22 protein-coding genes and 3 pseudogenes are annotated in these 23469 nt (G+C 58.6%); 15 read left to right on the forward strand and 10 right to left on the reverse strand.

Going from position 1 to position 23469, the window contains the following annotated elements; all coding sequences use genetic code 11:
- Nucleotides 1-58 precede the first annotated feature (58 nt).
- The gene (locus AC0L4F_RS07500; RefSeq protein ID WP_244686985.1) at nt 59-2248 is read right to left on the reverse strand and encodes a hypothetical protein; all 2190 of its coding nucleotides are present in this window, start codon (nt 2246-2248) and stop codon (nt 59-61) included.
- A 138-nt stretch (nt 2249-2386) separates the two neighbouring features.
- On the opposite strand from AC0L4F_RS07500, the gene AC0L4F_RS07505 reads away from it, so the two are divergent.
- The gene (locus AC0L4F_RS07505; protein ID WP_244686988.1) at nt 2387-3079 is read left to right on the forward strand and encodes a thiamine diphosphokinase; all 693 of its coding nucleotides are present in this window, start codon (nt 2387-2389) and stop codon (nt 3077-3079) included.
- Here the strand turns inward: AC0L4F_RS07505 and AC0L4F_RS07510 are convergent.
- The 3 genes and pseudogenes from AC0L4F_RS07510 to AC0L4F_RS07520 all read right to left on the reverse strand — a co-directional run bounded on the left by AC0L4F_RS07510 (nt 3030) and on the right by AC0L4F_RS07520 (nt 5616).
- Nucleotides 3030-3905: a DMT family transporter gene (locus AC0L4F_RS07510; RefSeq protein ID WP_244686990.1), complete on the reverse strand. Its 876-nt coding sequence runs from the start codon at nt 3903-3905 to the stop codon at nt 3030-3032. The two genes, AC0L4F_RS07505 and AC0L4F_RS07510, sit on opposite strands and share 50 nt — an antisense overlap.
- Before the next feature lie 152 nt (nt 3906-4057).
- A pseudogene (locus AC0L4F_RS07515) lies at nt 4058-4316 on the reverse strand (DUF2842 domain-containing protein).
- Nucleotides 4317-4320: 4 nt separating this feature from the next.
- Entirely contained in the window at nt 4321-5616 is a 1296-nt protein-coding gene (locus AC0L4F_RS07520; protein WP_244686992.1) for an adenylosuccinate synthase, read from the reverse strand.
- 288 nt (nt 5617-5904) lie between these two features.
- On the opposite strand from AC0L4F_RS07520, the gene AC0L4F_RS07525 reads away from it, so the two are divergent.
- The 3 genes from AC0L4F_RS07525 (at nt 5905) to AC0L4F_RS07535 (ending at nt 8808) form a co-directional block, all read left to right on the forward strand.
- Entirely contained in the window at nt 5905-6300 is a 396-nt protein-coding gene (locus AC0L4F_RS07525) for a DUF6524 family protein (protein WP_244686994.1), read from the forward strand.
- A 255-nt stretch (nt 6301-6555) separates the two neighbouring features.
- On the forward strand, nt 6556-6924 hold the full coding sequence (gene secG / locus AC0L4F_RS07530; protein WP_244686996.1) for a preprotein translocase subunit SecG: 369 nt from the start codon (nt 6556-6558) through the stop codon (nt 6922-6924).
- 240 nt (nt 6925-7164) lie between these two features.
- A complete protein-coding gene (locus tag AC0L4F_RS07535; RefSeq protein WP_244686998.1) occupies nt 7165-8808 on the forward strand; it encodes a CTP synthase in 1644 nt (547 codons plus the stop codon).
- Here AC0L4F_RS07535 and AC0L4F_RS07540 read toward each other — a convergent pair whose 3' ends face one another.
- From AC0L4F_RS07540 to AC0L4F_RS07550, 3 genes and pseudogenes are all read right to left on the reverse strand, one after another.
- Nucleotides 8809-9408 carry a hypothetical protein gene (locus AC0L4F_RS07540; RefSeq protein ID WP_244687000.1) on the reverse strand — a complete coding sequence of 200 codons (600 nt, stop codon included), beginning with the start codon at nt 9406-9408 and terminating at the stop codon, nt 8809-8811. It lies immediately after the preceding gene.
- Nucleotides 9409-9696: 288 nt separating this feature from the next.
- Nucleotides 9697-10149 carry a hypothetical protein gene (locus tag AC0L4F_RS07545; protein ID WP_244687003.1) on the reverse strand — a complete coding sequence of 151 codons (453 nt, stop codon included), beginning with the start codon at nt 10147-10149 and terminating at the stop codon, nt 9697-9699.
- A gap of 136 nt (nt 10150-10285) precedes the next feature.
- Nucleotides 10286-12243: pseudogene (locus AC0L4F_RS07550) on the reverse strand (bifunctional 2',3'-cyclic-nucleotide 2'-phosphodiesterase/3'-nucleotidase).
- 137 nt (nt 12244-12380) lie between these two features.
- Between AC0L4F_RS07550 and AC0L4F_RS07555 the strand changes: the two are divergent.
- From AC0L4F_RS07555 to AC0L4F_RS07605, 11 genes are all read left to right on the forward strand, one after another.
- Nucleotides 12381-12956, forward strand: coding sequence for a DUF6151 family protein (locus AC0L4F_RS07555; RefSeq protein ID WP_244687006.1), 576 nt, complete (start codon nt 12381-12383; stop codon nt 12954-12956).
- 43 nt (nt 12957-12999) lie between these two features.
- Nucleotides 13000-13455 carry a tellurite resistance TerB family protein gene (locus AC0L4F_RS07560; RefSeq protein WP_244687009.1) on the forward strand — a complete coding sequence of 152 codons (456 nt, stop codon included), beginning with the start codon at nt 13000-13002 and terminating at the stop codon, nt 13453-13455.
- Nucleotides 13456-13699: 244 nt separating this feature from the next.
- Complete coding sequence (locus AC0L4F_RS07565) at nt 13700-14557, forward strand: DMT family transporter (RefSeq protein ID WP_244687011.1); 858 nt, start codon at nt 13700-13702, stop codon at nt 14555-14557.
- A 145-nt stretch (nt 14558-14702) separates the two neighbouring features.
- The gene (locus tag AC0L4F_RS07570; protein WP_244687013.1) at nt 14703-14948 is read left to right on the forward strand and encodes a hypothetical protein; all 246 of its coding nucleotides are present in this window, start codon (nt 14703-14705) and stop codon (nt 14946-14948) included.
- A 26-nt stretch (nt 14949-14974) separates the two neighbouring features.
- Nucleotides 14975-15871: an OmpP1/FadL family transporter gene (locus AC0L4F_RS07575; protein WP_244687015.1), complete on the forward strand. Its 897-nt coding sequence runs from the start codon at nt 14975-14977 to the stop codon at nt 15869-15871.
- 120 nt (nt 15872-15991) lie between these two features.
- The gene (locus AC0L4F_RS07580; RefSeq protein WP_244687678.1) at nt 15992-16855 is read left to right on the forward strand and encodes an ATPase; all 864 of its coding nucleotides are present in this window, start codon (nt 15992-15994) and stop codon (nt 16853-16855) included.
- Between the two features lie 47 nt (nt 16856-16902).
- The gene (gene metA / locus AC0L4F_RS07585; RefSeq protein WP_244687017.1) at nt 16903-17841 is read left to right on the forward strand and encodes a homoserine O-acetyltransferase MetA; all 939 of its coding nucleotides are present in this window, start codon (nt 16903-16905) and stop codon (nt 17839-17841) included.
- Nucleotides 17842-17871: 30 nt separating this feature from the next.
- Nucleotides 17872-18810 carry an alpha/beta fold hydrolase gene (locus AC0L4F_RS07590; protein WP_244687019.1) on the forward strand — a complete coding sequence of 313 codons (939 nt, stop codon included), beginning with the start codon at nt 17872-17874 and terminating at the stop codon, nt 18808-18810.
- Nucleotides 18811-18878: 68 nt separating this feature from the next.
- Complete coding sequence (ppk2, locus tag AC0L4F_RS07595) at nt 18879-19763, forward strand: polyphosphate kinase 2 (RefSeq protein ID WP_244687021.1); 885 nt, start codon at nt 18879-18881, stop codon at nt 19761-19763.
- Nucleotides 19756-20373: a TetR/AcrR family transcriptional regulator gene (locus AC0L4F_RS07600; protein ID WP_244687023.1), complete on the forward strand. Its 618-nt coding sequence runs from the start codon at nt 19756-19758 to the stop codon at nt 20371-20373. Before ppk2 ends, AC0L4F_RS07600 begins: the two co-directional genes overlap by 8 nt.
- Nucleotides 20374-20382: 9 nt before the next feature.
- A complete protein-coding gene (locus AC0L4F_RS07605; protein WP_244687025.1) occupies nt 20383-21237 on the forward strand; it encodes a hypothetical protein in 855 nt (284 codons plus the stop codon).
- Here AC0L4F_RS07605 and AC0L4F_RS07610 read toward each other — a convergent pair.
- The 3 genes and pseudogenes from AC0L4F_RS07610 to rplM all read right to left on the reverse strand — a co-directional run bounded on the left by AC0L4F_RS07610 (nt 21222) and on the right by rplM (nt 23363).
- Nucleotides 21222-22298, reverse strand: coding sequence for a glycosyltransferase family 2 protein (locus AC0L4F_RS07610; RefSeq protein WP_244687027.1), 1077 nt, complete (start codon nt 22296-22298; stop codon nt 21222-21224). The genes AC0L4F_RS07605 and AC0L4F_RS07610 overlap by 16 nt on opposite strands.
- Nucleotides 22299-22412: 114 nt before the next feature.
- A pseudogene (gene rpsI / locus AC0L4F_RS07615) lies at nt 22413-22899 on the reverse strand (30S ribosomal protein S9).
- Nucleotides 22899-23363, reverse strand: a complete 465-nt coding sequence (gene rplM / locus AC0L4F_RS07620) for a 50S ribosomal protein L13 (RefSeq protein ID WP_244687679.1) — start codon at nt 23361-23363, stop codon at nt 22899-22901. Before rplM ends, rpsI begins: the two are co-directional and overlap by 1 nt.
- Nucleotides 23364-23469 lie beyond the last annotated feature (106 nt).

Below are 23469 nucleotides of genomic sequence, written 5' to 3' on the forward strand. Positions count from 1 at the left end.
GGGGCAAAGCGCCCCGGCCAAATGTCTGGTCGTCGTTTACAAGTTGTTCGTCTGACGCTTAGCCGACGGCGCGTTTGTTCGGACGGAACCCGATGCTTTCGGATGCGGTGAACCGACCGCCCTGCACCTTTTCGATCTTGCCCTCACGCAGAAGCTGGCCGAAGCCACGCAACCGGTCTTCACGGCTGCTGTCGCTGCCTTCGACCTGGCGCACCTTGGTCATCAGCTGCGGACGCGAGAATTCATCGCGACCTTCCACAAAGGACATATAGGCCGCAGCGGCCTCCAGCAGATCGGGCAAGCCGGTGGCACCGGCAGCTTCGGCAAATGCGGCAAAGCCATCCGTCGCATCGGTTGTTTCGTCGACTGCGGGTGCTGCTTGATGTGGGCGCGGCGATTCGTCGGCCCGTGCTGCGGTCTTTTGCTTGGCGTCGACCAGATCCACACGTTGCTCCGCGACCAGTTTCAATGGTGCGGCGCGTGGGCGATCATGGTCTTCGTCGCCTGCGGTGCGACGCGGGCGCACGGCCTGGGCCAGATCATTGCGATAGGCGTCGCGCGGATCTGATTCCGCTTTGACATCGCCGCTGCGATCGGCCCGTGTGGCGGCCACGGCCGCGCGCAGATGGGCAATTGCATTGCGGCGCGATTGGCCTTCGGGTTCCCGCAATTGTTCGTTGGTCGCAGCCATCAATCGCGACACATCGCCCTCGTCCTCGGCGAAATTATCGCGCCGCTCCCGTCGTGCCATGGCACGTACGGCGCGGGTTGTATCCTCGACAACGGCTGCAATGTCGGCGGCGGTATCTTCGGACAGCGCCTGATCTTCGGCTTCTGTCTCAACTTCCGCTGAAAGCTGATCGGCAACCGCCGCTTTGACATCGTCCTGCGCGGGTGTTGCCGCTGTCTGCAATTCCGCTTCGACCTTGGCCAGCTCGGCGACCAGATCGGCCTCGTCTTCTGGCGTCAGGCTGGTTTCCACCGGTGGTTTCGGCTTGACCGTGTCTTTGAGCGCGCGGCGCACCTTGACCACACGCACCGGGCGACGCGGCGCAATGCGCTGCGGGCGGGCGGGCTCTGGTGCGGTGTCTGGTGCGGTGTCTTCGACCACCGGGGCCACGAATTGAGCGGGGGTCTCGACCTCGGGCGTTGCTGTGTCTTCCGGCGTGTCGATCTGGGGGGCGGCAAGGACAGGTTCTTCGGCGCTGACACTTTCGGCGACGTCCAGATCGTTGTCTTCCAGCAGGTCGTCTTCGTCGTCATCTTCGTCGATGTCACCACCATCAAAGCGGCCTTCGAACACCTGTTTTTGCGGCTTTGTGTCGGCTGCGGCGTCTTCGGCGGCAACGTCATCCACTGCAACTTCGTCGAGCACATCTGCATCCACCGCGACCGTATCAGTCACAGCCAGATCGTCGTCCGCGTCGCCGGAGCTCAGCGTCGACATGATGTTGTCGAGCGTTGGATCGGGCTGCACATCAACCGTTTCCACTGGCGCGGTTTCACGCGGCTCCTGCGCCATGCGTGGAGCCACAACCGCGCGAATACGGGCGAGTTTTTCGGCCATGGAATCGGAAACCGCCGGGATCACCGGATCGGGGGTGGGTTCCGACATATCCTCGTCCAGGTCTTCCGCGACATCCCGGTCGATAGTGTCACTCAGCCCCAGGGCGGCGGCGGTCAATTCGGCGTCGTGATCCACTGTTTCGGGCTGATCAACCTGCGGCATGGTATCAACGACCGCGTCTTCGACAACGGCATCTGCGGCTGTATCGTCCTGCTCGGCAACAAGGTCCTGAACCATTGTTTCGGCCACATCCGCCGCAACGCCCAGCGTGTCACCCGCGGGATCGGCAGTTTCGCTGACCTCTGGTTCCTTAGCGACCGGCGCCTGCTCCTCTGGCGTCTCCACCTCTGGAGCCTGCGCCATGGGCGCAACTTCTGTCGGGGGCACGGAATCGGCCACCGGGGCGCTTGGTTGGTCAACCGCCGCCAGCGAAGGCCGCAATACAATGCCATCGTCGGACACCCGGGCCTCGACCCGGCGGGAAATCTCTCGTTCGGCAATCCGCGCCAACATCTCGGCATCTGGTGTCGGGGGTTCAGCACCAAAATATCGATCATCTGACGCGAGATCGCGAAAATACTCCGCAATCGCCTTCATCGTTTCGAATGAGTCGTCAAAGCCCTCCAATGTACATGAAAATGTACCATAGGAGACGGTCAGGATCTTGTTCGTCTGTACCATCGGTTACTCGCCTTCCAAATACCAGCAAAGCCATGTTTAACATGATGGTCACGCCCAAAGCGGCCCGAATCTATGCCGAAGACCGTATCATTTCGTGACCTGATTGTGACCACTTTCCCAAAATGAAGCTAAAATGCCATGAATGACCCTATTGTTTCAGCCTCGGAACCAATCCTGCTGGCGGGCGGCGGTGACATTGATCAGGCGGATGTGACCCTGGCCCGGACCTGGGCCAAACGGGCGGTGGCCGCCGATGGCGGGGCGACGGCGTTGTTGCAACTGGGGATTACCCCCGAAGCGGTGATCGGCGATTTTGATTCCCTTAGCGATGCGACAAAGGCTGCCCTGCCCGCCGACAGTTTGCATCACATTGCCGAACAGGACAGCACCGATTTCGACAAATGCCTGCGCAATATTTCCGCGCCACTGATATTGGGTCTGGGGTTCATGGGCGCGCGGGTCGATCATCAATTGTCGGTCTTCAACCGGTTGGCGGCGCGCCCAAACATACAGTGCATCCTGATCGGCCGCGAAGATGTGGTGTTTCACGCACCGCCACAGCTGACACTGTCACTGGACATCGACACAAGGGTGTCGCTGTTCCCGATGACCGCCGTGACCGGCGCATCAACCGGGCTGCGCTGGCCCATCGACGGGCTGGAGTTCGCCCCCGCCTTTCGGGCAGGCACCTCGAACGAGGCGGCTGCCCAGACCGTTACATTGTCGATGGACGCCCCCGGCATGCTGGTGATCCTGCCGCGCAACTGTCTGAATGCGGCTGTCAGGGCTGTTCAGGCGGCATCGTCCGCGCCATGGAACGCTCGTGCATGACAATGTAAAGACCGGCGGCCATTGTGACACAGATCCCAATCGCCGCCAGCCCATTGGGCAGATCGGAAAAGATGACCCAGCCCACAAGGGTCGCGACCGGAATTTCCAGATATTGCATCGGCGCCAGCGTCGCAGATGGCGCAAAGCGCAAGGACCATGTCATCAACAAATGCGCCGCCGTACCGGTCAGACCAATGGCCGCCAACAGATATAATTCACGCGGCAACAACACCACATAGTGCAGCATCGGATCGTCACTGCCGCCAATCATGAGAGACAATGGCACCAACACGATAGAGGCCATGACACCATTTACCGCCTGAAGTGACACCGGATCCGTTTCGCGGGCAATCTGACGTGTGACCAGCATGAAGGCAGAGAAAATAACCGCCACCAACAACGGGATCAGCGCAGGCCAGCCCACATCGACAAAGGTCGGCTGCACCACCAACATCGTACCCACGAACCCCACAGCACAGGCCCAGGCACGGCGCGGCCCAATGTGTTCATGCAACACAAAACGCCCCAGCAACAGCATCAGAAAGGGCATGACATAGGCGATGGCAATCGCTTCGGCGATGGGAAGATACCGCAGTGACACAAACACCGCCGCAATCCCCGCGATATGCAAAACCGCCCGCAGCCAGGCAAGCCAGAACACCCGCCGCGTCATATGCCAGCTGCGCCCGGTCACAGCCACCAGAACGGCCAGCAACACAGCCTGAATCAGAAACCGGATCGTCAGGATTTCCAGCAGCGGCACAGTTTCGCCCAGCAATTTGACAATTGCATCGCCCAATGGGGCAAGAATACAGAATCCCAACATCAACAAGATGCCAAGAAACGGTCTGTCATCAGAATATGGGCGCGAAATCGAAGCCATATTGAAAACTAGACCGGCCAGGCGATCACCGGCAATCTACTTTGGCGCAAAAATGTGCGGCGCATCACACGTATTGCGTGTGACCCTACGTCAAGTCACACGCCAGATCCGTCATCCATCCCGTCATCCGCATCGGGGTCGGCCTGGCCGACCCCCCGGAAAATGAATTTGAACGGCAGCGCCCAGACAATCCCAAGCCCGACATAAATCAGCAGCTCGACAAGAATTCGAGGGCCGGTTCATCAGCCCGACAAGGCTGATCGCCACCACCACATAGATCGGCAAACCGACCAACAGGATGATCAACGACCAGCGCCGCCGCGCCTTATAGCTCAATCCGGGTTTTGCCGACATCAGATCAATCCGCAAACGGGTCGGTGACAAGGATCGTGTCATCGCGCTCTGGCGAGGTCGACAACAGCGCCACCGGGCATTCGATCAACTCTTCGATCCGGCGGACATATTTCACCGCATTGCCCGGCAGATCATTCCAGCTGCGCGCGCCTTCGGTGCTTTCGTGCCAACCCGGCACCTCTTCATACACCGGTTTGCAACGCGCCTGTTGATCGGCCGCTGTCGGAAGATAATCCAGCGTCTGTCCGTCCAACTCATAGCCGGTGCAGATCTTCAACGTGTCAAACCCGTCCAGCACATCCAGTTTGGTCAAGGAAATGCCATTGACGCCCGAGGTGGCACAGGTCTGGCGCACCAAAGCGGCGTCAAACCAGCCACAGCGGCGCTTGCGCCCGGTGGTGGTGCCAAATTCATGCCCACGTTCGCCAAGACGCTGACCATCCGCATCGTCCAGCTCCGTCGGGAACGGACCTTCGCCCACGCGTGTGGTATAGGCTTTGACGATGCCCAGCACGTAATCAATCGCACCGGGGCCAATCCCGACCCCTGTGGCCGCCTGCCCGGCAATCACATTGGACGAGGTGACAAAAGGATAGGTGCCGAAATCAATGTCCAGCAACGCGCCTTGCGCCCCTTCAAACAGAATGCGTTTGCCCGCCTTGCGCTTGTCATTCATCACCTTCCAGACCGGTGCGGCATAGGCCAGAATCCGGGGGGCAATTTCCTTGAGCTCGGCAACCAAAGCGTCGCGGTCAATCGCTTCAACCCCCAGTCCCTTGCGCAGCGGATCATGGTGTTGCAAGGCGCGGTCGACCCGGGCCTCAAGCGTGGCGGGATCCGCCAGATCGGCCACCCGAACGGCGCGCCGGCCAACCTTGTCTTCGTAACACGGCCCAATGCCGCGCCCGGTGGTGCCGATCTTGGTGCCCTTGCTGGCCGCTTCTTCGCGGGCACGGTCCAATTCACCGTGATACGGCAGGATCAAAGGGGTGTTTTCGGCAATCATCAACGTCTCCGGCGTGATATCCACACCCTGCGCACGAATTGTCTCGATCTCTTTCAACAGATGCCAGGGATCAAGCACCACACCGTTGCCAATCACCGACAGCTTGCCACCGCGCACAACGCCGGATGGCAGCGCATGCAGCTTGTAGACCTTGCCGTCAATCACAAGGGTATGGCCCGCGTTATGGCCACCTTGGAAGCGCGCGATGACATCAGCCCGTTCGCTGAGCCAATCCACGATCTTGCCTTTTCCTTCGTCGCCCCATTGTGCGCCGACCACGACAACATTGGCCATATCTCACCCTTTCCTCTCGTGATCCCGGATCCTGTCCGGATGTCAAACCCGCGCCGATATAGCCGCTGCGCCCCGGCTGTGAAACCACCAAATTGTCACAAAGCAAAAACCAAGGAACAAGACCACAGCCCGAAGCACGAACAACCCGTAATACGCCGCACCACGGCGCGCACTCCGGCACGCTTTTCACCCGCGGGCCAAGACAGGAATGCCAGACTGGACAGCGGCGCGGGATGCGCTAAACCTCAACCTGTTCAAAATCAGCCTGTTTCAAATTTAGGGGCCATCATGGGTTTTCTTGTCCGCTGGGTTTTCGCCTTTGTTCTGGTGGCTGCCACCTTCAACCCGACAAAATACAATTTCATCGGTTGGGCAACACAGAACTATGCCACGCAACTGCCGATGGTCTTGTTGCTGGGGCTTCTGCTGGTGGTGGGCTATATCATCTATCTGCGCGCGACCCTGCGTTCGATCGGGGCCTTTGGCATGTTCCTTGTGGCGGCAATTGTCGCGGCACTGCTCTGGGTGCTTTACGATTACGGCGTGCTGACACTGGGCAATCGCAACCTCAACACATGGCTTGGCATCCTGGCGCTCTCGGTGGTTCTTGGAATTGGCCTGAGCTGGTCCATCGTGCGCCGCAAGCTTTCCGGTCAGGCGGATGTCGATGATGTCGACGCCTGAATCAGCCGAAGCAACCGCATCGACGCCCACCTGCCACGGCCAAAGTATTTTGCAACTGAACGGGGCAAATCGCCCCTTTTGTTTTCATCTGACCAAAAATATCCCGGGGGTGAGGCCAAAGGCCGAGGGGGCTGGCCCCCTTTTTCCCTTTGGTCGATGCATTTGCGCGCCGGTGTCATCCTAGCGGCGCGTGACGGGTTGCACCCCCTGCCCTTTGCGCCTACATACCCCCGCAACATCACCCCGCGAGGCTCCATGCAAAACGTCGTTCTCATTATCCACCTGCTTTTGGCGCTGGCCCTGATCGGCGTCGTGCTGATGCAACGTTCTGAAGGCGGCGGTCTTGGCATGGGCGGCGGCGGCGGTGGGGCCGTCTCTGGCCGATCCGCAGCCACGGCGCTGGGAAAAATCACCTGGGTTCTGGCCGCAGCCTTCATTGTGACCTCGATCACATTGACCATCATTGCCGCGCAGAATTCCGCAGGATCTTCGGTCATCGACCGGCTGACACCGGGCAGCACAGAAGAGGCCGACACGCCCTCGACCCCGTCCTTGCCGGGTGGCGAAGATTTGCTGCCCCCGGGCGCAGATGAAAACGCGCCCTTGGTGCCGCGGGCGGAATAACCGCCGGATCTAAGCCGGATCGAATCCGATCAAAACAATGCCTGCCACAGCCTATGTGGCGGCAAATCTACAACAATTTGAGATAACACAACCAACCGCAACAGGATATTGCGGTTGGCTTGTCAAATGCGTCCGAATCCTATAGGGGTGAAATCCCGTGATACTGCGGTTTTTCGACGGATTCGTCGACCTATCGCCGGACCGCAAAACCAATGATGTTCACGGGAGTTTCCAGGGCCAATGGCACGCTTTATCTTTATCACCGGCGGTGTTGTGTCTTCGCTTGGCAAGGGTTTGGCCTCGGCCGCATTGGGCGCGCTGTTGCAAGCACGCGGCTTTTCGGTCCGCCTGCGCAAGCTTGACCCCTATTTGAACGTCGATCCCGGCACCATGTCACCGTTTGAACATGGCGAGGTTTTCGTGACCGACGACGGCGCGGAAACTGACCTCGACCTTGGGCACTACGAGCGATTTACCGGTGTTGCCGCGCGCATGACGGATTCTGTGTCCTCGGGGCGGATCTATTCCAATGTTCTGGAAAATGAACGCCGGGGCGATTACCTTGGAAAAACAATTCAGGTGATCCCGCATGTCACCAATGAAATCAAAGACTTCATCTCGATTGGCGAAGATGAGGTCGATTTCATGCTGTGCGAGATTGGCGGCACCGTCGGCGACATCGAGGGTCTGCCGTTCTTTGAGGCCATTCGCCAGTTCAGCCAGGACAAGCCGCGTGGCCAATGTATCTTCATGCATCTGACGCTGCTGCCGTGGATGAAGGCGGCGGGTGAGTTGAAAACCAAACCGACCCAGCACTCGGTCAAGGAATTGCGCAGCATCGGTATTGCGCCCGACATCCTTGTCTGCCGCTCCGAAGGTCCGATCCCAAAGAAGGAACGCGACAAGCTGGCGCTGTTCTGTAACGTCCGCCCCGACAGCGTGATCGCGGCCCAGGATATGGCGACGATCTATGACGCGCCGCTGGCCTATCACCGCGAGGGGCTGGACCAGGCGGTTCTGGATGCGTTTCAGATTTCCCCTGCCCCCAAACCCGATCTGAGCAAATGGGAAGACGTCAGCGACCGAATCCACAACGCCGAAGGCGAAGTGCGGGTGGCGATTGTCGGCAAATACATTCAGCTGGAAGACGCCTATAAATCCATCGCCGAGGCGCTGACCCATGGCGGCATGGCCAATCGGGTACGGGTCAAGGTCGAATGGGTCGATGCCGAGATTTTCGAAGATGAAGATCCCGCCATTCATCTGGAAGGCTACCACGCCATCCTTGTGCCCGGCGGCTTTGGCGAACGCGGCACCGAGGGCAAGATCAAGGCGGCGCAATTCGCCCGCGAGCACAAGGTGCCCTATCTCGGCATCTGTCTTGGCATGCAGATGGCGGTGATCGAAGCCGCGCGCAATGTGGCCGGCGTGTCCGGCGCCGGGTCCGAGGAATTTGACCACGAGGCCGGCAAGAAACGCTTCGAACCGGTGGTCTATCACCTGAAAGAATGGGTGCAGGGCAACGCCAAGGTCTCTCGGTCGACCGATGATGACAAGGGCGGCACCATGCGTCTGGGCGCCTATGACGCGACGCTGAAAGACGGCTCCAAGGTGGCCAGCATCTATGGCGGCACCGCAATCGACGAACGCCACCGCCACCGCTATGAGGTGGATATCAAGTACAAGGACAAGCTTGAAGAACACGGTCTGGTGTTTTCCGGCATGTCCCCGGATGGCAAGCTGCCAGAGATCGTGGAATGGCAGGATCACCCATGGTTCATCGGCGTACAGTTCCACCCGGAATTGAAATCAAAACCGTTCGAGCCGCATCCGCTGTTCAAAGATTTTGTGCGGGCGGCGAAGGATGTGTCGCGGTTGGTTTGATCAGGGAACGAACTTAGCCCTTGGATCCTTGTCCAACACAGACCGCAACCGAATTGAAGCCTTCTCTCCGAGCTTTCTTTGCACGCCATGATGTTGTCTGAAGATATCCACTTGGAGGATCACTGCATATAGCGCTTCGTGAAACCTAATCGGTCCGGTCTCCTGACGATCTTGGCTACTTGTTACAGCGTCTTTCAAAAAAGGAGGAACTACGTTTATTAGGTCGGCAACGTGTTTACTAGAAACCAAAAAATCCAATTTGTGCGCCGCTCTATTTCTTAATCTGTTGATCACCTTGATGGCGGGCAACATTTCTGTCGGCAACAATCCTAACGCGGCGCATAGGTTTACCCTTTGGGCGAAGGGAAGTCTGCTTACGTCCATTTCATCTGGTTGAGGAAGTGCTTCCGACAAAAGCTCTGAGACAACATGCTCGAAAAACAAATGAGCTACGAGTAGCTGTTGCCATCTTTCGCCTTGTGACAGGCGCTTTAGGAAAGCGTCGATGTCGAAACTAAATTTTTCTAGGTTCACGCGAATTTCGGCGTCCGATGTGGCCAAAAGTTTCAAGTCATCGTCGCTTAGTGCATTCTCTGTCATATTGCGAAATCCATCCGCGGTCACAGGTCGCTAGTTAGCGACGAACATATCTTTTCATTTGTCTACTCTATGGGTCGCCAGCCCGGAATCAAGCCGAAGGCGCCGGGCCAGCGGCGGCCCGCCCCCCGGGCTGCCGCTTTGGTGACGCAAGCGCATCGCTTTGAGGTCTTCCGGATTTGACGGGATAAAGTGACCCGAACAACCGGGGTTGCGGCATCCCGCGGGCCGCCGCTGGCCCGGCTTGTACTGCGTGGGTTGAGGCGTGGGAACGGTGGGTTGAACCCCAATCTACCCCGCGAAGCTGGCGAGGGTGCAGATCCAACCGTCGCTGCCTTCGACGCAGTGTCGCTTGGCCACGCGCACGGCCATCAGGAACAGGAATCCAGCAAAGGCGCATCCGTGGGTCATCAGCACCATCGCAGCTTTGCCGTTGTGTGAGGTGCGCGACAACGCGCCGTTCAAATCCTGGAAATCCTTGTTGTGCTTGCGAAATTCGGTGCTCATGGTCACCGCAATTTCATAATGGTCCCGCAATGCGGTGGCGTTGATCAAGGTAAATCCGGCAATTGCCACCACGATCATCACGGCAAACACAGCACCGATGTCACCCTGATAGAAATGCAGGAAGCCAAACAGCGGAATGTAGGAGGTGATGAACATGCCCCAGATAAAATCTATTTTTTGCCAGATCATCACATAGACCCGCAGGTATTCCATCAATTCCTTTTGCTTATTGTTCATCCGAAAATCCGTGTCATTGAAATAGCTTATGACCGGTCAGACTGGCGAAAACCATAAAACAAGACAACCCCGAAGCGCGAAGCTCCGGGGTTGCAAGATGCTTAAGGGATGAGAGCCCGTACAATGATCAAATAGATCAGAGCGCGATGCGGAATTGAGCAAATCCGCTGTCCGACATCCCGACCTCTTCCAGCGACACACCCGGCACGCCATCGGCATATTGTGCACCCGCCGGGCCGGTTTCAAAGATCACAGTGGTGCCCGCCATCGGTGCAAAGGACCAGTTGCCATCGGCACGCGGGCTGATGGTGCCTTTTTCCACGATATAGCGCACAATCACATCGCGGTTGGTGTCGGGGCCTTCGAACACGGTGGTTTCCGGCGTGGCACCGGGGAACGATCCGCCGCCACCGGCGCGATAGTTGTTGGTGGCAATGATGAACTCCTGCGCCGGATCAATCGGCGCGCCGGCATACATCAGGTTGACGATACGGCTTGCGCCTTCGTTTTCAATTTCCCCTTTGGGGCCGTAACGCGACGGTTGCGACAGGTCGATCTGATAGGTCACGCCGTCGATCACGTCGAAATTATAGCTTGGGAAGGCATCATTCAGCAAAGGCGCATCTTGGGCGCCGGGTGTGATCTGGTTGAACATACCGGCAGAGCGTTCCAGCCAATCCTTGACCTCGGCCCCGGTGACGCGCACCGCGCGCACGGTGTTGGGATAGAGGTAGAGGTCGGAGACGTTCTTGATCGCCACATCGCCGACGGCGACATCGGTGTAATACTCCGGTCCCCCCGGCCACCGGCCTTGAACGGAGCAGCAGCTGACAGGATTGCCAGACCTTCGTGTTCGGTGCCGACCATCATCTGGGTGATGTACCATTCCTGTGCGTTTGACACGACCTGCACCGAGGGGTCATCCGCCACCAGCGCGAAATAGCTGTGCAGCGGGGCGTCGGTCTTGCCCACCGCGCGGCGGACATAGGCCAGGGTTTCGTCGTGTTCCTGCTGCACAGAGGCCAGAACCGCCGGGGCGCTTTCCACCAGTGCATTCACCTTGCGATCGGCATCACGTTCGTAAATCGGACGCGCCTCGGATGTATGCGACAACACACGCCAGCCTGCGCCGTCGCGTTCGATCATCAGGTCAATCAACCCCATGTGCGATCCCCAGAACCCGCCCATGACGGCAGGTTTGCCCATGATTGTGCCGGTTCCGACATCCAAACCGCTAAAGTCGGCATAGTTCGACGAGGGGAAAACCAGATGGCTGTGCCCGGTCAGGATCGCATCAATGCCATCAACAGCCGCCAGCGGGATCGCCGCGTTTTCCATGCCATCGGCATGGTCCGCCGCCCCAATGCCGGAATGGCAGAGCGCGACAACAATATCGCAGCCTTCTTCGATCATCTGCGGCACATAGGCCTTGGCGGTATCAACGATGTCACGCGCCTGCACGTTGCCCTCCAGGTGGCGACGATCCCAGCCCATGATCTGCGGCGGCACAAAGCCGATCAGACCAACCCGGATGGCATGATCCTCGCCCGCGCCGTCGGTGACAGTATGATCCAGGATCACATAAGGCGGCAAAAGCGTCTCGTCTTCGCGCGGCGAGGCCCCCAGTTTCTTGGCAACATTGGCGCAGACCACCGGGAAATTCGCCCCCGCCAGCGATTTTTCCAGAAAGCTCAGACCATAGTTGAACTCGTGATTGCCCAGTGTCGATGCGTCAAAGCCCAGCGTGTTCATCGCCGCAATGACCGGGTGCATGTCGCCCGCTTTCATGCCGCGCTCATAGGCGATGTAATCGCCCATCGGGTTGCCCTGAAGGAAATCGCCGTTGTCGATCAACAGCGCATTTGTCGCCTCGGCGCGGATGTCATTGATCAGCGCAGCGGTGCGGGCCAGCCCGACGGTGTCGGTCGGACGGTCGCCGTAATAGTCATAGGGAAACACATGCACATGCAGGTCAGTGGTTTCCATGATCCGCAGGTGCGCCTGATTTGTGGCGGCGCGCAGCGAAAACGGATGCAGCGCGATCATGCCGGCGGTGCCAGCCAGAAAACCGCGGCGGGACAAGGATATAGACATAAGGAATCTCCCAATATTTTGGATATGACGGGCAAGTGACCGGATGATGTTACACCCGTATGCCAATTCCACGAAAGAAGCATGACAGGCCCAGACATCGTCTTGCCGCTGCTACGGCTTCCCGCTAGCCTTGTCCAATGAACAGTGTTTTTTCCTGCACCTGCGGCGCCACTGAATGGCATGTCACCGCGCCCCGCACGGGCACCCGGTTGATGTGTTATTGCGCGGATTGCCAAACCTTCGCGCGCCATCTGGGGGCTGATATTCTTGGTCCTGCGGGCGGCTCTGATCTGTTGCAGATCAGCCCGGCTCAGGTCAGCTTTGTGCGTGGGGCGGAAAATCTGGCGTTGCTGAAACTCTCGCCCAAGGGGCTGAGCCGCTGGCACACCAGTTGTTGCAACACCCCGGTCTGCAACACGCTGAAATCGGCGAAACTTCCGTTTGTGTCGTTGTTCTGTGCATCGCACCAGGGCGAGGACCGCGAATTGGGTCGTGTTGTCGCCCATGCCAACACGGTTTTCGGGCATGGCCCCCACAAACCGGCCAAGGATCGCGGTTTGGGGCGGTTGGTGATCAGCTTTGCCAAAAGGATACTTGGCGACCGAATGTCCGGCCAATGGAAGGCCACCCCGTTCTATGCCCCGCCCAACTGGTCGCCGGTGGCCGCCCCGCATGTCATAACCAAGGAAGAGCGCAACCGGGCCAGACCGTAACGTCGCCGTCGCCGCCCATACCGATCACACAGGGAAATCCGCTATGCCAACACTCTTTGACCGCTTGACGCGGCTGTTCAGCGGCGGTGAAGCCCCCGATCAGCCCCTGCCCGAACTTGATGCCGCCCACGCGCTTGGCGCGCTTTTGGTGCGGGTGGCAAAGGCCGACCATGTCTATCTGTTCGAAGAGCTGGAGCAGATTGACCGCATCCTTGCACATCGAAACGGGTTGAAACCTGTCGCCGCCGCCAAGATGCGCGCCGAGTGCGAACGGCTGGAATCCGAAGTGCCCGACACACCAGAGTTTGTGGCCAAATTGCGCGATCATGTCGATTATCAGGACCGTCGGCTTATCGCCGAGGCGCTATGGGCGGTGGTGATTGCCGATGGCATTCGCGAGGAACATGAAGTCGCGCTGGTCGCACTGGTCGAGGAAATGTTGGGCGTGACCGAGGCCCATAGCGCCGAGGCGCGTGCGGCGGCGGAAGTTCAGACCTGAAAAACCACGGTTGACCTGCACCCCAGCCCAACCTTCAACCCGGTCTGATCGGCGGCGACGCGCCCGGCGCGGTTCCCCCCGGTCCCCATCCAATGGGGGCCGATAAAACGCAGCTGGCTTTGTCATCTGCCACTTTTTTGCGCAGCCCGCTATTTCCAAAGACGCCGCGATATGATCACTTGCGCCGCAAGATCATTTGCCTTGTTCCACCAATGGCCTCTTCACAGTTTGAAACGGTTTTCCCATGAATGATACGGTCCGTGCAGCGCTCTGGATGATCGGCGCAATCGTCAGTTTCACGTCGATGGCCATTGCCGGACGCGCGGTCAGCCTTGATCTCGATACCTTTGAAATCATGCTGTTTCGCAGCCTGATCGGTGTCGCGATTGTCATCACCGTCGCCACCGCCGCAGGCACGATCAATCAGGTCAACCGCCGCAATCTGGGACTGCACCTGGTGCGCAACATCAGCCATTTCGCGGGTCAGAACCTTTGGTTTTACTCCATCACTGTGCTGCCGCTGGCCCAAGTATTTGCGTTGGAATTCACATCACCGTTTTGGGTGATCCTGCTTGCGCCGCTGATCCTTGGTGAACGGCTGACCCGGATCGGGGTGTTTTCAACCATCATCGGGTTCATCGGCATCCTGGTCGTGACCCGGCCCAGCCCCGAAACGCTTCAATTTGGTCAGCTGACGGCGGCATTGGCGGCGATCGGTTTTGCCGGATCTGCGGTGTTCACCCGCCGTCTGACCCGCACCGCAAGCATCACCTGCATTCTGTTCTGGCTGGCGGTGATGCAATCCGGGCTGGGATTGGCCTTTGCCGGCTATGATGGCGACATTTCACTGCCGACCCTAGCGAACCTGCCGTGGATCTGTCTGATCGCCCTGGCGGGCCTGGTCGCGCACTTCTGCCTGACAACCGCGCTGAGGCTTGCTCCCGCTTCGGTTGTAATGCCAATCGACTTTGCCCGACTTCCCGTGATCGCGGTGGTTGGTGTGCTGCTTTACGCCGAACCGCTGGACCCCTTTGTTTTGTTGGGCGCTGTGATCATCTTTGCCGGGAATTACCTGAACATCCGCGCCAACACCCGTGGTTGATTGTCATTGAGCTAACGGTGCAATCAATAGTTTGTCATAAAAAAGTAACGTAGCGGCACAACCCAAGGGTTTACGCTGGGTCAATAATTGACCGGTAAACCATCCTGCCAGTAGCGTGGTTCCTGGGAAGAGACAGGAAAATTCAATGAAATATGTAGCCAGTGCCGCGTCAGCGGTGTGCCTTGTTGCAGGTATCGCTCAGGCGGGAGGAATCGAACGTGACCGTCCGGCGGAGTTGATCCTGTTCGAAGAAGGCAATTATGTACAATTCTCGTTCAAACAAACCAACCCCAACGTCGAAGGCGATTATCCGGCGTTCCTTGGTGGTGGTGGCACCGGCGACATGGCGGCAAAAGCACCAACATCGGTTTTGGCCTTAAAATCCAGCTGAGCGACCAGCTTGATTTTGCGGTCCTGATGTCACAGCCATATGGTGCCAATGCCGCCTATGGCGAAGGATTTTACGAAGGTCTGACCGCGAAATGGCGCAGCACGGCCATCGACACGCTGGTGAAATACGACTTTTCGGACCGCTTTGCCGTCTATGGCGGGGCCAGCTTGCTGACCTCTTCGGCGGATATTGTGGTGCCGGTCACACTGGCCAATATCGCGTCTGACCCGGATGGCCCGGCGGCCCTGGGTGGCGGCCCCCTGCCCGGCAGCATCATCAGCGATTACACCGCGTCCAGTTCGACGGAAACCGATGTCGGCTTTGTCGTTGGTGCGGCCTATCAGATCCCGGAATACGCATTGCGCGTGGCACTGACCTATCGTTCTGAAATCGAACATGAATTTGACGCCGATGAAAGCTATACCAAGCTGTCATTGCCATCGACGGTTTCGGCGGTTTCGACCACGACCAAGGCACCGATCACCATGCCCCAATCGATCACCCTTGATTTTCAATCCGGCGTCGCCCCCAAGACCCTGGTCTTTGGCTCGATCCGCTGGACCGAATGGTCGAAATGGTCGGTCGCGCCGGGGGCCTATATGGCGGAAACCGGCAGCGAAATCACCAGCTTTGACAATGACGTCTTCACCTATCAACTGGGTGTTGGTCGTCAGGTGACCGACGATCTGTCGCTGTTTGCCCGCGTCGGATATGAAGAGAAAAAAGGCGGCGTTGCCAGCCGGTTGTCCCCCACTGACGGCTATACTTCTGTCGGAATCGGCGGCAGCTATCGCCTCGGCACGGCCAAGATCACCGCCGGCATCGAACATGCCTGGTTGGGCGACGCAGACACCGGATCACCCACGGTTTTCACCGACAACACAGCAACCGGTTTCGGCATCACGATCGGCTTTGCCTTTTGATGTGACCACGAAGGTCATCACCGGCCCCGGCGCAATCCTGCGGCGGGGCTTTTGCATGTGTCACGTTCGTGTTAACCGATCACAATTCGGGCAAAAAACACAAGGCCACATACGATGACCATGCTCTATGAGAGTGCCGCGGACTGGCGCAAGGCGGACCAGAAACGCGTGTTGTTCTTTGGCATGTCCGGCCTGGGGAAAACGCATGTTTCCAACACCTTGCGGGACGCAGGCAGTTGGTTCCATTACTCGATAGATTACCGCATCGGCACGCGTTATATGGGCGAATATATCGCCGATAATGCCAAGGCCCACGCGATGCAGGTGCCATTCCTGCGCGATCTGTTGATGTCGGATTCGATCTTTATCGGCTCCAACATCTCGTTTTCGAACCTCGCGCCGGTATCCACCTATCTGGGCAAACCGGGCGACCCGGCGCGCGGCGGCATGGAAATGACCGAATACACCCGCCGTCAGGAACAATTCCGTCAGGCCGAAATCAGCGCCCTTTTGGACACCGGTTATTTCATCGAACGGGCGCAAGCGCTTTATGGTTACCGCGATTTCATCTGCGACACCGGCGGGTCGATCTGTGAATGGGTCAATCCCGAAGACCCCAATGATACGATATTGAAAACCCTGTCATCCCAGACACTTATGATCTGGATCAAAGGGTCCGATGCCCATACCCAGGAATTGATTCGCCGGTTCAACCGCGCCCCAAAACCCATGGCCTATCAGCCCCAATTCCTGGCGCGCTGCTGGGCGGATTATCTGGCTGAAAAATCCTGTCCCGAGGCCGCGGTCGATCCCGATGATTTCATCCGTTGGACCTATGGCCGCGCTCTGGCCCACCGTCAGCCGCTCTATCAGGCGATGGCACGCAATTGGGGCGTCACCGTCACAGCCGAGGAAATCGCCGCCGTGACCGACCAGGCAAGCTTTGACAATTTGGTCGCACAAGCCATTGATCGACGCGGGTAAACCGCCTAGCTATTGGCCTCCCACACCCTGAAAAGAGTTCCAATCCGATGCCCATCAAGATGCCTGACGACCTGCCTGCCTTTGACGTGCTTTCGCGCGAGGGCGTGATGGTCATGTCGGAAGGTCAGGCCGCGCATCAGGATATTCGCCCGCTGCGCATCGCGCTGTTGAACCTGATGCCCAAGAAGATCGCAACCGAAACGCAATTTGCCCGGTTGATTGGGGCCTCGCCGCTACAGATCGAACTGTCGCTTATCCGGATGAGCGAACATGAATCCAAAACCACCAGCGCCGAGCATATGGAAAATTTCTATCGCCCCTTCCGCGAGGTTCGGGACGAGAAATTCGATGGTCTGATCATCACCGGTGCCCCGATCGAACATCTGCCGTTCGAGGATGTGACCTATTGGGATGAATTGTGCGAGGTTTTTGACTGGACACAGACCCATGTCCATTCCACCTTTGGCGTGTGCTGGGGCGGTATGGCGATGATCAATTATTTCCACGGGGTGCAGAAACATCTGTTGGATGCAAAGGCATTTGGCTGTTTTCGTCATGCCAATCTGGAGCCTGCATCACCCTATCTTCGCGGCTTTTCCGATGATTGCGTCATCCCCGTCAGCCGCTGGACAGAGATGAAGCAACCGGAAATCGATCATGCCGATGGGTTGCGCACCTTGCTGGGCAGCGATCAGGTTGGCCCCTGTCTGGTCGAAGATCGCGCCCACCGCGCGCTTTATATCTTCAACCATTTTGAATATGACAGCGCGTCTTTGAAAGACGAATATGACCGCGATGTCGCTGGCGGCACGCCGATCAATGTGCCCGTCAATTATTACCCGGATGATGACGCCTCAAAGAAGCCGCAGAACCGGTGGCGCAGTCACGCGCATTTGCTCTACGGCAATTGGATCAGCGAGATCTATCTGACAACCCCGTATGACCTTGCCGAAATCGGTAGCAAGTCCACGGACCTTCGGCGCTGACATGATCCCGCATCTGCCCCTTGCCTTGCTGTGTGTTGCCGCGTTGGCGGGGGGAATTTTCTGATCGACCGCCGGGCCGATTTTGTCGAGGCCCGGGCAGAAGCGGAATTCGGTCCAACCGGCCGCATTCTGGATGTCGATGGCATAAGCGTGCATGCGCTGGTGCGGGGCGAAGGCCCGGATCTGGTGATGCTGCACGGGGCATCGGGCAATCTGCGCGACTTTACCTTTGGGTTGATCGAACCGCTCAGCCGGGATTTTCGGGTGATTGCGCTGGACCGGCCCGGATTGGGCTGGACCGAACGGCTGCACAGCCATGGCGAAACCCCACAGGAACAGGCGCGGTTGCTGCAAAGGGCCGCCGACAAACTGGGTGTCAAAAACCCGGTTGTGCTTGGCCATTCCTTTGGCGGGGCGGTGGCGCTGGCCTGGGCCCTGGAACGCCCAGAGGAGACCCGCGCGCTGGTTCTTCTTGGGGCGGTGTCGAACCCCTGGCCCGGTGGGATCGACACGCTTTACCACGTCAATGCCTCTTGGTTGGGGGGGCGTTTGGTGGTGCCACTGATCACCGCCTTTGCGCCAAAATCGCGGATTTCCAGCGCGTTGGAGGGTATTTTTGCCCCGCAACAGGTGCCGCCGGGATATGGCGCCCGGATTGGTGCGGGGCTGACGCTGCGCCGTGACAGCCTGCGCGCCAATGCCAGCCAAATCGCCACCCTGCGGCCCGCCGTGGTGGAAATGTCGGCGCAATACCCCACCCTGACCATGCCAGTGGAAATCCTGCACGGCGAAGACGACACCATTGTGCCGCTTGCTGTGCATTCTGAACCGCTCAGCCGTCAGTTGCCCAACGCCAACCTGATCCGCATGCCCGGCGTCGGCCATATGCCGCATCACGCCGATCCCGACCTTGTGATCGACGCCGTGCATCGCGCCGCCAATAACGCCGGGTTTCGTGAACCCCATTAACATTGCAACGCCGCGCCCAAAGGTCCATATTTACTGAAAAATATGCGAGGCCCCCTTTGGCAAAGACTATGGCACGACCGTTCGACGGCGCAATCAGCACCTATTTCGAAAAAGACGCCCCGAAAAAGATTCGCGACGCGATCAAACGCGCGGAAAAAGGCGACATTCTGGCCGAGGGCTTTCCCTATGGCGAACGGATGCCGCGCAAGGCCTATGAAAAAGCGATGTCGGCGTTACAGATCGAATTGGTCAAGCTGCAAGCCTGGGCCAAGGACAGCGGCGCACGGGTTGCCGTGGTGTTCGAAGGCCGCGATGCATCCGGCAAGGGCGGCACAATCAAACGGTTCCGGGAAAACCTGAACCCCCGTGTGGCGCGCGTCGTGGCCCTGGGCAAACCAACGGACAAGGAAGCCACGCAATGGTATTTCCAACGCTATATCCAGCATCTGCCGGCGGCAGGTGAAATCGTTCTGTTTGACCGGTCGTGGTACAATCGCGGCGTGGTGGAAAAGGTGTTTGACTTTTGCACCGATGACCAACGCGAACATTTTTTCAACCAAGTGCCTGATTTCGAAAAAATGCTGGTGGATGAAGGTATTATCCTGGTCAAGCTTTGGCTGAATGTCGGGCGCGGCGAACAGTTGCGCCGTTTTCTGGCCCGCGAAAACGACCGGTTGAAGCATTGGAAGCTGAGCTGGATTGATGTCGAGGGGTTGAACCGCTGGGACGCATATACCGCCGCCATCGGCGAAACGCTGGAGCGCAGCCATACCGATGTGGCCCCCTGGACCGTGGTGCGCAGTGACGACAAACGACGGGCGCGGATCAACGCCATTCGCAGTGTTCTGGCGGGCATCGACTATGCCAACAAAGACGCCGACGCATTGGGCGAGATTGACCGCCTGATTGCCGGCGGACCGGATCTGTGGCGCGCCAACGCAACCAATGTCTAAACGTGGCTATCATCACGGCAATCTGCGTCAGGCTTTGATTGATGCCGCTCTGCGGCTGATCGAGGATCGCGGCCCAACCGGTTTCACCCTGTCCGAGGCCGCGAAACAGGCGGGTGTGACCCCGGCTGCCGTTTATCGCCATTTTGAAGGGCGCGAAGACCTGATCGCGGAATGTGCCCTTCAGGGGTATGAGATCTTTGCCGATGTGATGGATTTCGCCTATTCCGGTGGAAAACCCAGCGCGCTGGCCGCGTTTGAGGCCACGGGGCGGGCCTATCTGGCCTTTGCGCGCAAGCATCCCGGCCATTACATCGCGATGTTTGAAAGCGGCGTCTCGGTCAATCGCACACCGGATCTGGCCGCAGCATCGTCGCGGGCACGCGATGTGTTGGAAAAGGCGGCGCTGGGCTTGTCCGAACATATCCCGGCGGACAAACGCCCACCTGCGGCCATGTTTTCCGCCCATATCTGGGCGCTCAGCCACGGCGTAGTCGAGCTTTTTGCCCGCGGATCCCCCGGCACGCGCAGCCCCTATCCCCCCGAAGATCTGCTGGAAACCGGCATTGGCATTTACCTGCGGGGTCTTGGCCTGATCCCGCCTGATACCTAAGGGCATACCATGGGCGACAAGACATTTTTTCTGGGCCTCGGCGGGCAGAAATGCGGATCAAGCTGGATACAGGCCTATCTGAACCGTCAAACAGGCGCGGATTTTGGCCGCCTGGGCGAATATCAGGTCTGGGAAAGCGACCTTGGCTCGGTCTTTGCCCGCTACCGCGTCGCGGACCCATCAAAGCTGGAGATCCTGCGCGCAGAGGCCAAACGCCGCTTGGGGTTGGCGGAACCCGCCGCCTATCTTCGCTGGCGCCTGCAACAGGACCGGCGCCAGTATTTCGCCTATTTCGCCAAACTGCTGAACCAGCCTGACATCACCATGACCGGTGACATCACCCCCAGCTATGCCGCCCTGCCCGCGCCGCTGCTGGCCAAGATCAAAACCGGGTTTGACGCCACCGGGATCACGGTCAAACCGATCTTTTCCATGCGCGACCCGGTCGACCGCATTCGATCACATCTGCGGATGGAAATGGAACGCGGCCGGGTGCCGCCACAGGACAACAACGACACGGCCCTGCGGGACTTCTATGCCACAAACGAGGCCGCAGCCCGCACCCGATATGATATGACACTGGCGGCACTGGACACCGAATTTTCCCGCGAAAACATGCATATATGCCTGTTTGAGGATCTGTTCACACCAACCGGCATCACCGCCTTGGCGCGGTTCGCCGAAGTCCCGGTCGAGGCAGAGGCCGGCGCGCAAAAGGTCAATGCACGCGCCAAGGGATCAGGTGTGCCAGAGGATCTGACCGCCGAAATCGCCCGCCATTATGCGCCGGTTTACCATGCGGTGGCCACTCGCCTGCCGCAGATCGCGACGCTTTGGCCCTCTGCACGTTATGTGTTGGGATAGGTCATCAAACCGCAGTCCATGAACTGCTGAACATCTTGAAATTTCACCGAATTCTCGTCGAGGAAACGGCCCTGTTCCGCCTGCATCTTGTCCAGCAGCTCGGCGTAATAGCGATATTTCGCCGCCCCGTTGGCATGGGCACCCCAGGATTGCGCCCGCGCGATCTTGTCGGCGAATTGGGCGGTAAAGACAAAATGCGCGATGGTCAGCAGAACCGTGTCACTCGGCGGTAAATTCGCGGCATGTGACCCGGTCAGGCGACTTGTATCACTGCGGCATACCAGCGGCGTTTTGTGGCGCGGGGATTTCTGGAACTGCTGGGCCTTCTTGGCACGCGACGACATGTAGAGCCGCTGCAAGCCCTTGCGCGCGACCTTGGGCGCCACCCCGAACTGTCCAAACAGCCGCGCCGTTTTGGATTTCCCCTGCAACTGCGGCATTTGTCCCGGGATCAACTGCACCAGGCGTTCTGATTGAAAATAACCGTAGGCCTGCAACAATCCCTGGAAACTGTCCGGCATGTCGCCGGACAATCCACTGACATCTGCGGGAAAAAACTCGACCACGGATGCAATGGCCGATGTCGCCCCCTGCTGGCGCAATTGATCGACCACATCCGCAACAGATGTCACACCGGGCGGCAGAAACATGAACTCATCCGCATCGACATAAGCGACAAAGGCGTTGTCAAAAAACAAATGCGGCAAGGCAATTTTGAAATAGCTGCCGGCGCGTTCGACATGCAATTCGCCGTCAGGGTCGCGATACCGCACCTCGTCGCCAAAAGTCAGCCGCGACTGCATCACGACGCAATCGGGTTGGGCCGACAAATATTCAAACGTGCCATCGTCCGAGGCATCGTCGAAAATCAGAAATTGTTCAAAGCCGATGGATCGGTAATGGCTTAGAAACGCAGGCAGGAACGCCATTTCGTTTTTCATGGTGGAAAACAACGTCAGGCGGGTCCTGTCGACCTTGCCCTGCACCACCTTGGCCAATTGGCCGGCATCTTCGATCCGATATTCCGTCATGGCAAAGAAGTCCGTCTTTGTCGCCCGCACGTCAAGCCCTTGCGGACATTCCTTGCGAAGCGGCCCAAAAGGGCCAATGAGCCCCGCGCCAAATGAAAAGGCCGCCCAAGAGAGCGGCCTTTTGCAAAGATCGGTGTGAAACGCTTAACGCTTCGAGAACTGGAAGCTCCGGCGCGCTTTGCGCTTACCGTATTTTTTCCGTTCCACAACGCGCGAGTTCGCGGGTCAGGAAGCCTGCGGCTTTCAATGCGCCACGCAAGGAGGGATCATAAAGCTGCAGCGCTTTGGAGATACCATGCTTGACCGCACCGGCCTGACCGGACAAACCGCCGCCCTTGACGGTGGCCATCACGTCGAACTGGTCTTCGACACCAGCAACGGTGAACGGCTGACGCAGGATCATTTGCAGCACGGGACGGGCGAAATACGCTTTCATTTCGCGACCGTTGACCGAAACCTTGCCGGAACCCGGCTTGATCCAGACGCGGGCAACCGCATCTTTACGCTTACCAGTGGCATAGGACCGGCCCAATTCATCACGAACAGGCTCACGCGGGGCTTCGATCTCGACCACGGTCTCAACGCCGGCAACGGCGTTCAGGTCTTCGAGAGTGTTGATTTGGTCAGCCATTATTTCGCCACCCGGGTGTTTTTCGAGTTCATGTTTTTCACATCCAGCACTTCGGGGCTTTGCGCCTCATGCGGGTGATCGGTGCCGGCATAGACGCGCAGGTTGGTCATCTGAACGCGGCTCAGACGGTTGCCCGGCAGCATGCGCTTGACCGCAAGGGTCACGACGCGCTCGGGGTACTTGCCCTCGAGGATCTGCTGCTTGGTGCGCTGCTTGATGCCGCCCGGATGGCCGGTGTGCCAGTAATGGTTTTCTTCGCGCTTCTTGCCGGTCAGCTGGATCTTGTCAGCATTGATGACGATGACATTGTCACCGCAATCCATGTGGGGCGTGAACGAAGGCTTGTGCTTGCCGCGCAGGCGGGTGGCGATGATCGAAGCGAGACGGCCAAGAACCACGCCTTCGGCGTCGATCACGATCCATTTCTTTTCGATATCTGCCGGAGTCGCAGAGAAGGTTTTCATATCGGGTGTACCCTTAGGTCTTGAGTGCGGGCGCGCACAGGTCACGCCACCAAATTCGATGGCCGGGTTATAAAGGTTGCAAATGCGCAGTCAAGACAGGCTAAGT

This window comes from Marinovum sp. J2-8 (genome assembly GCF_055808435.1).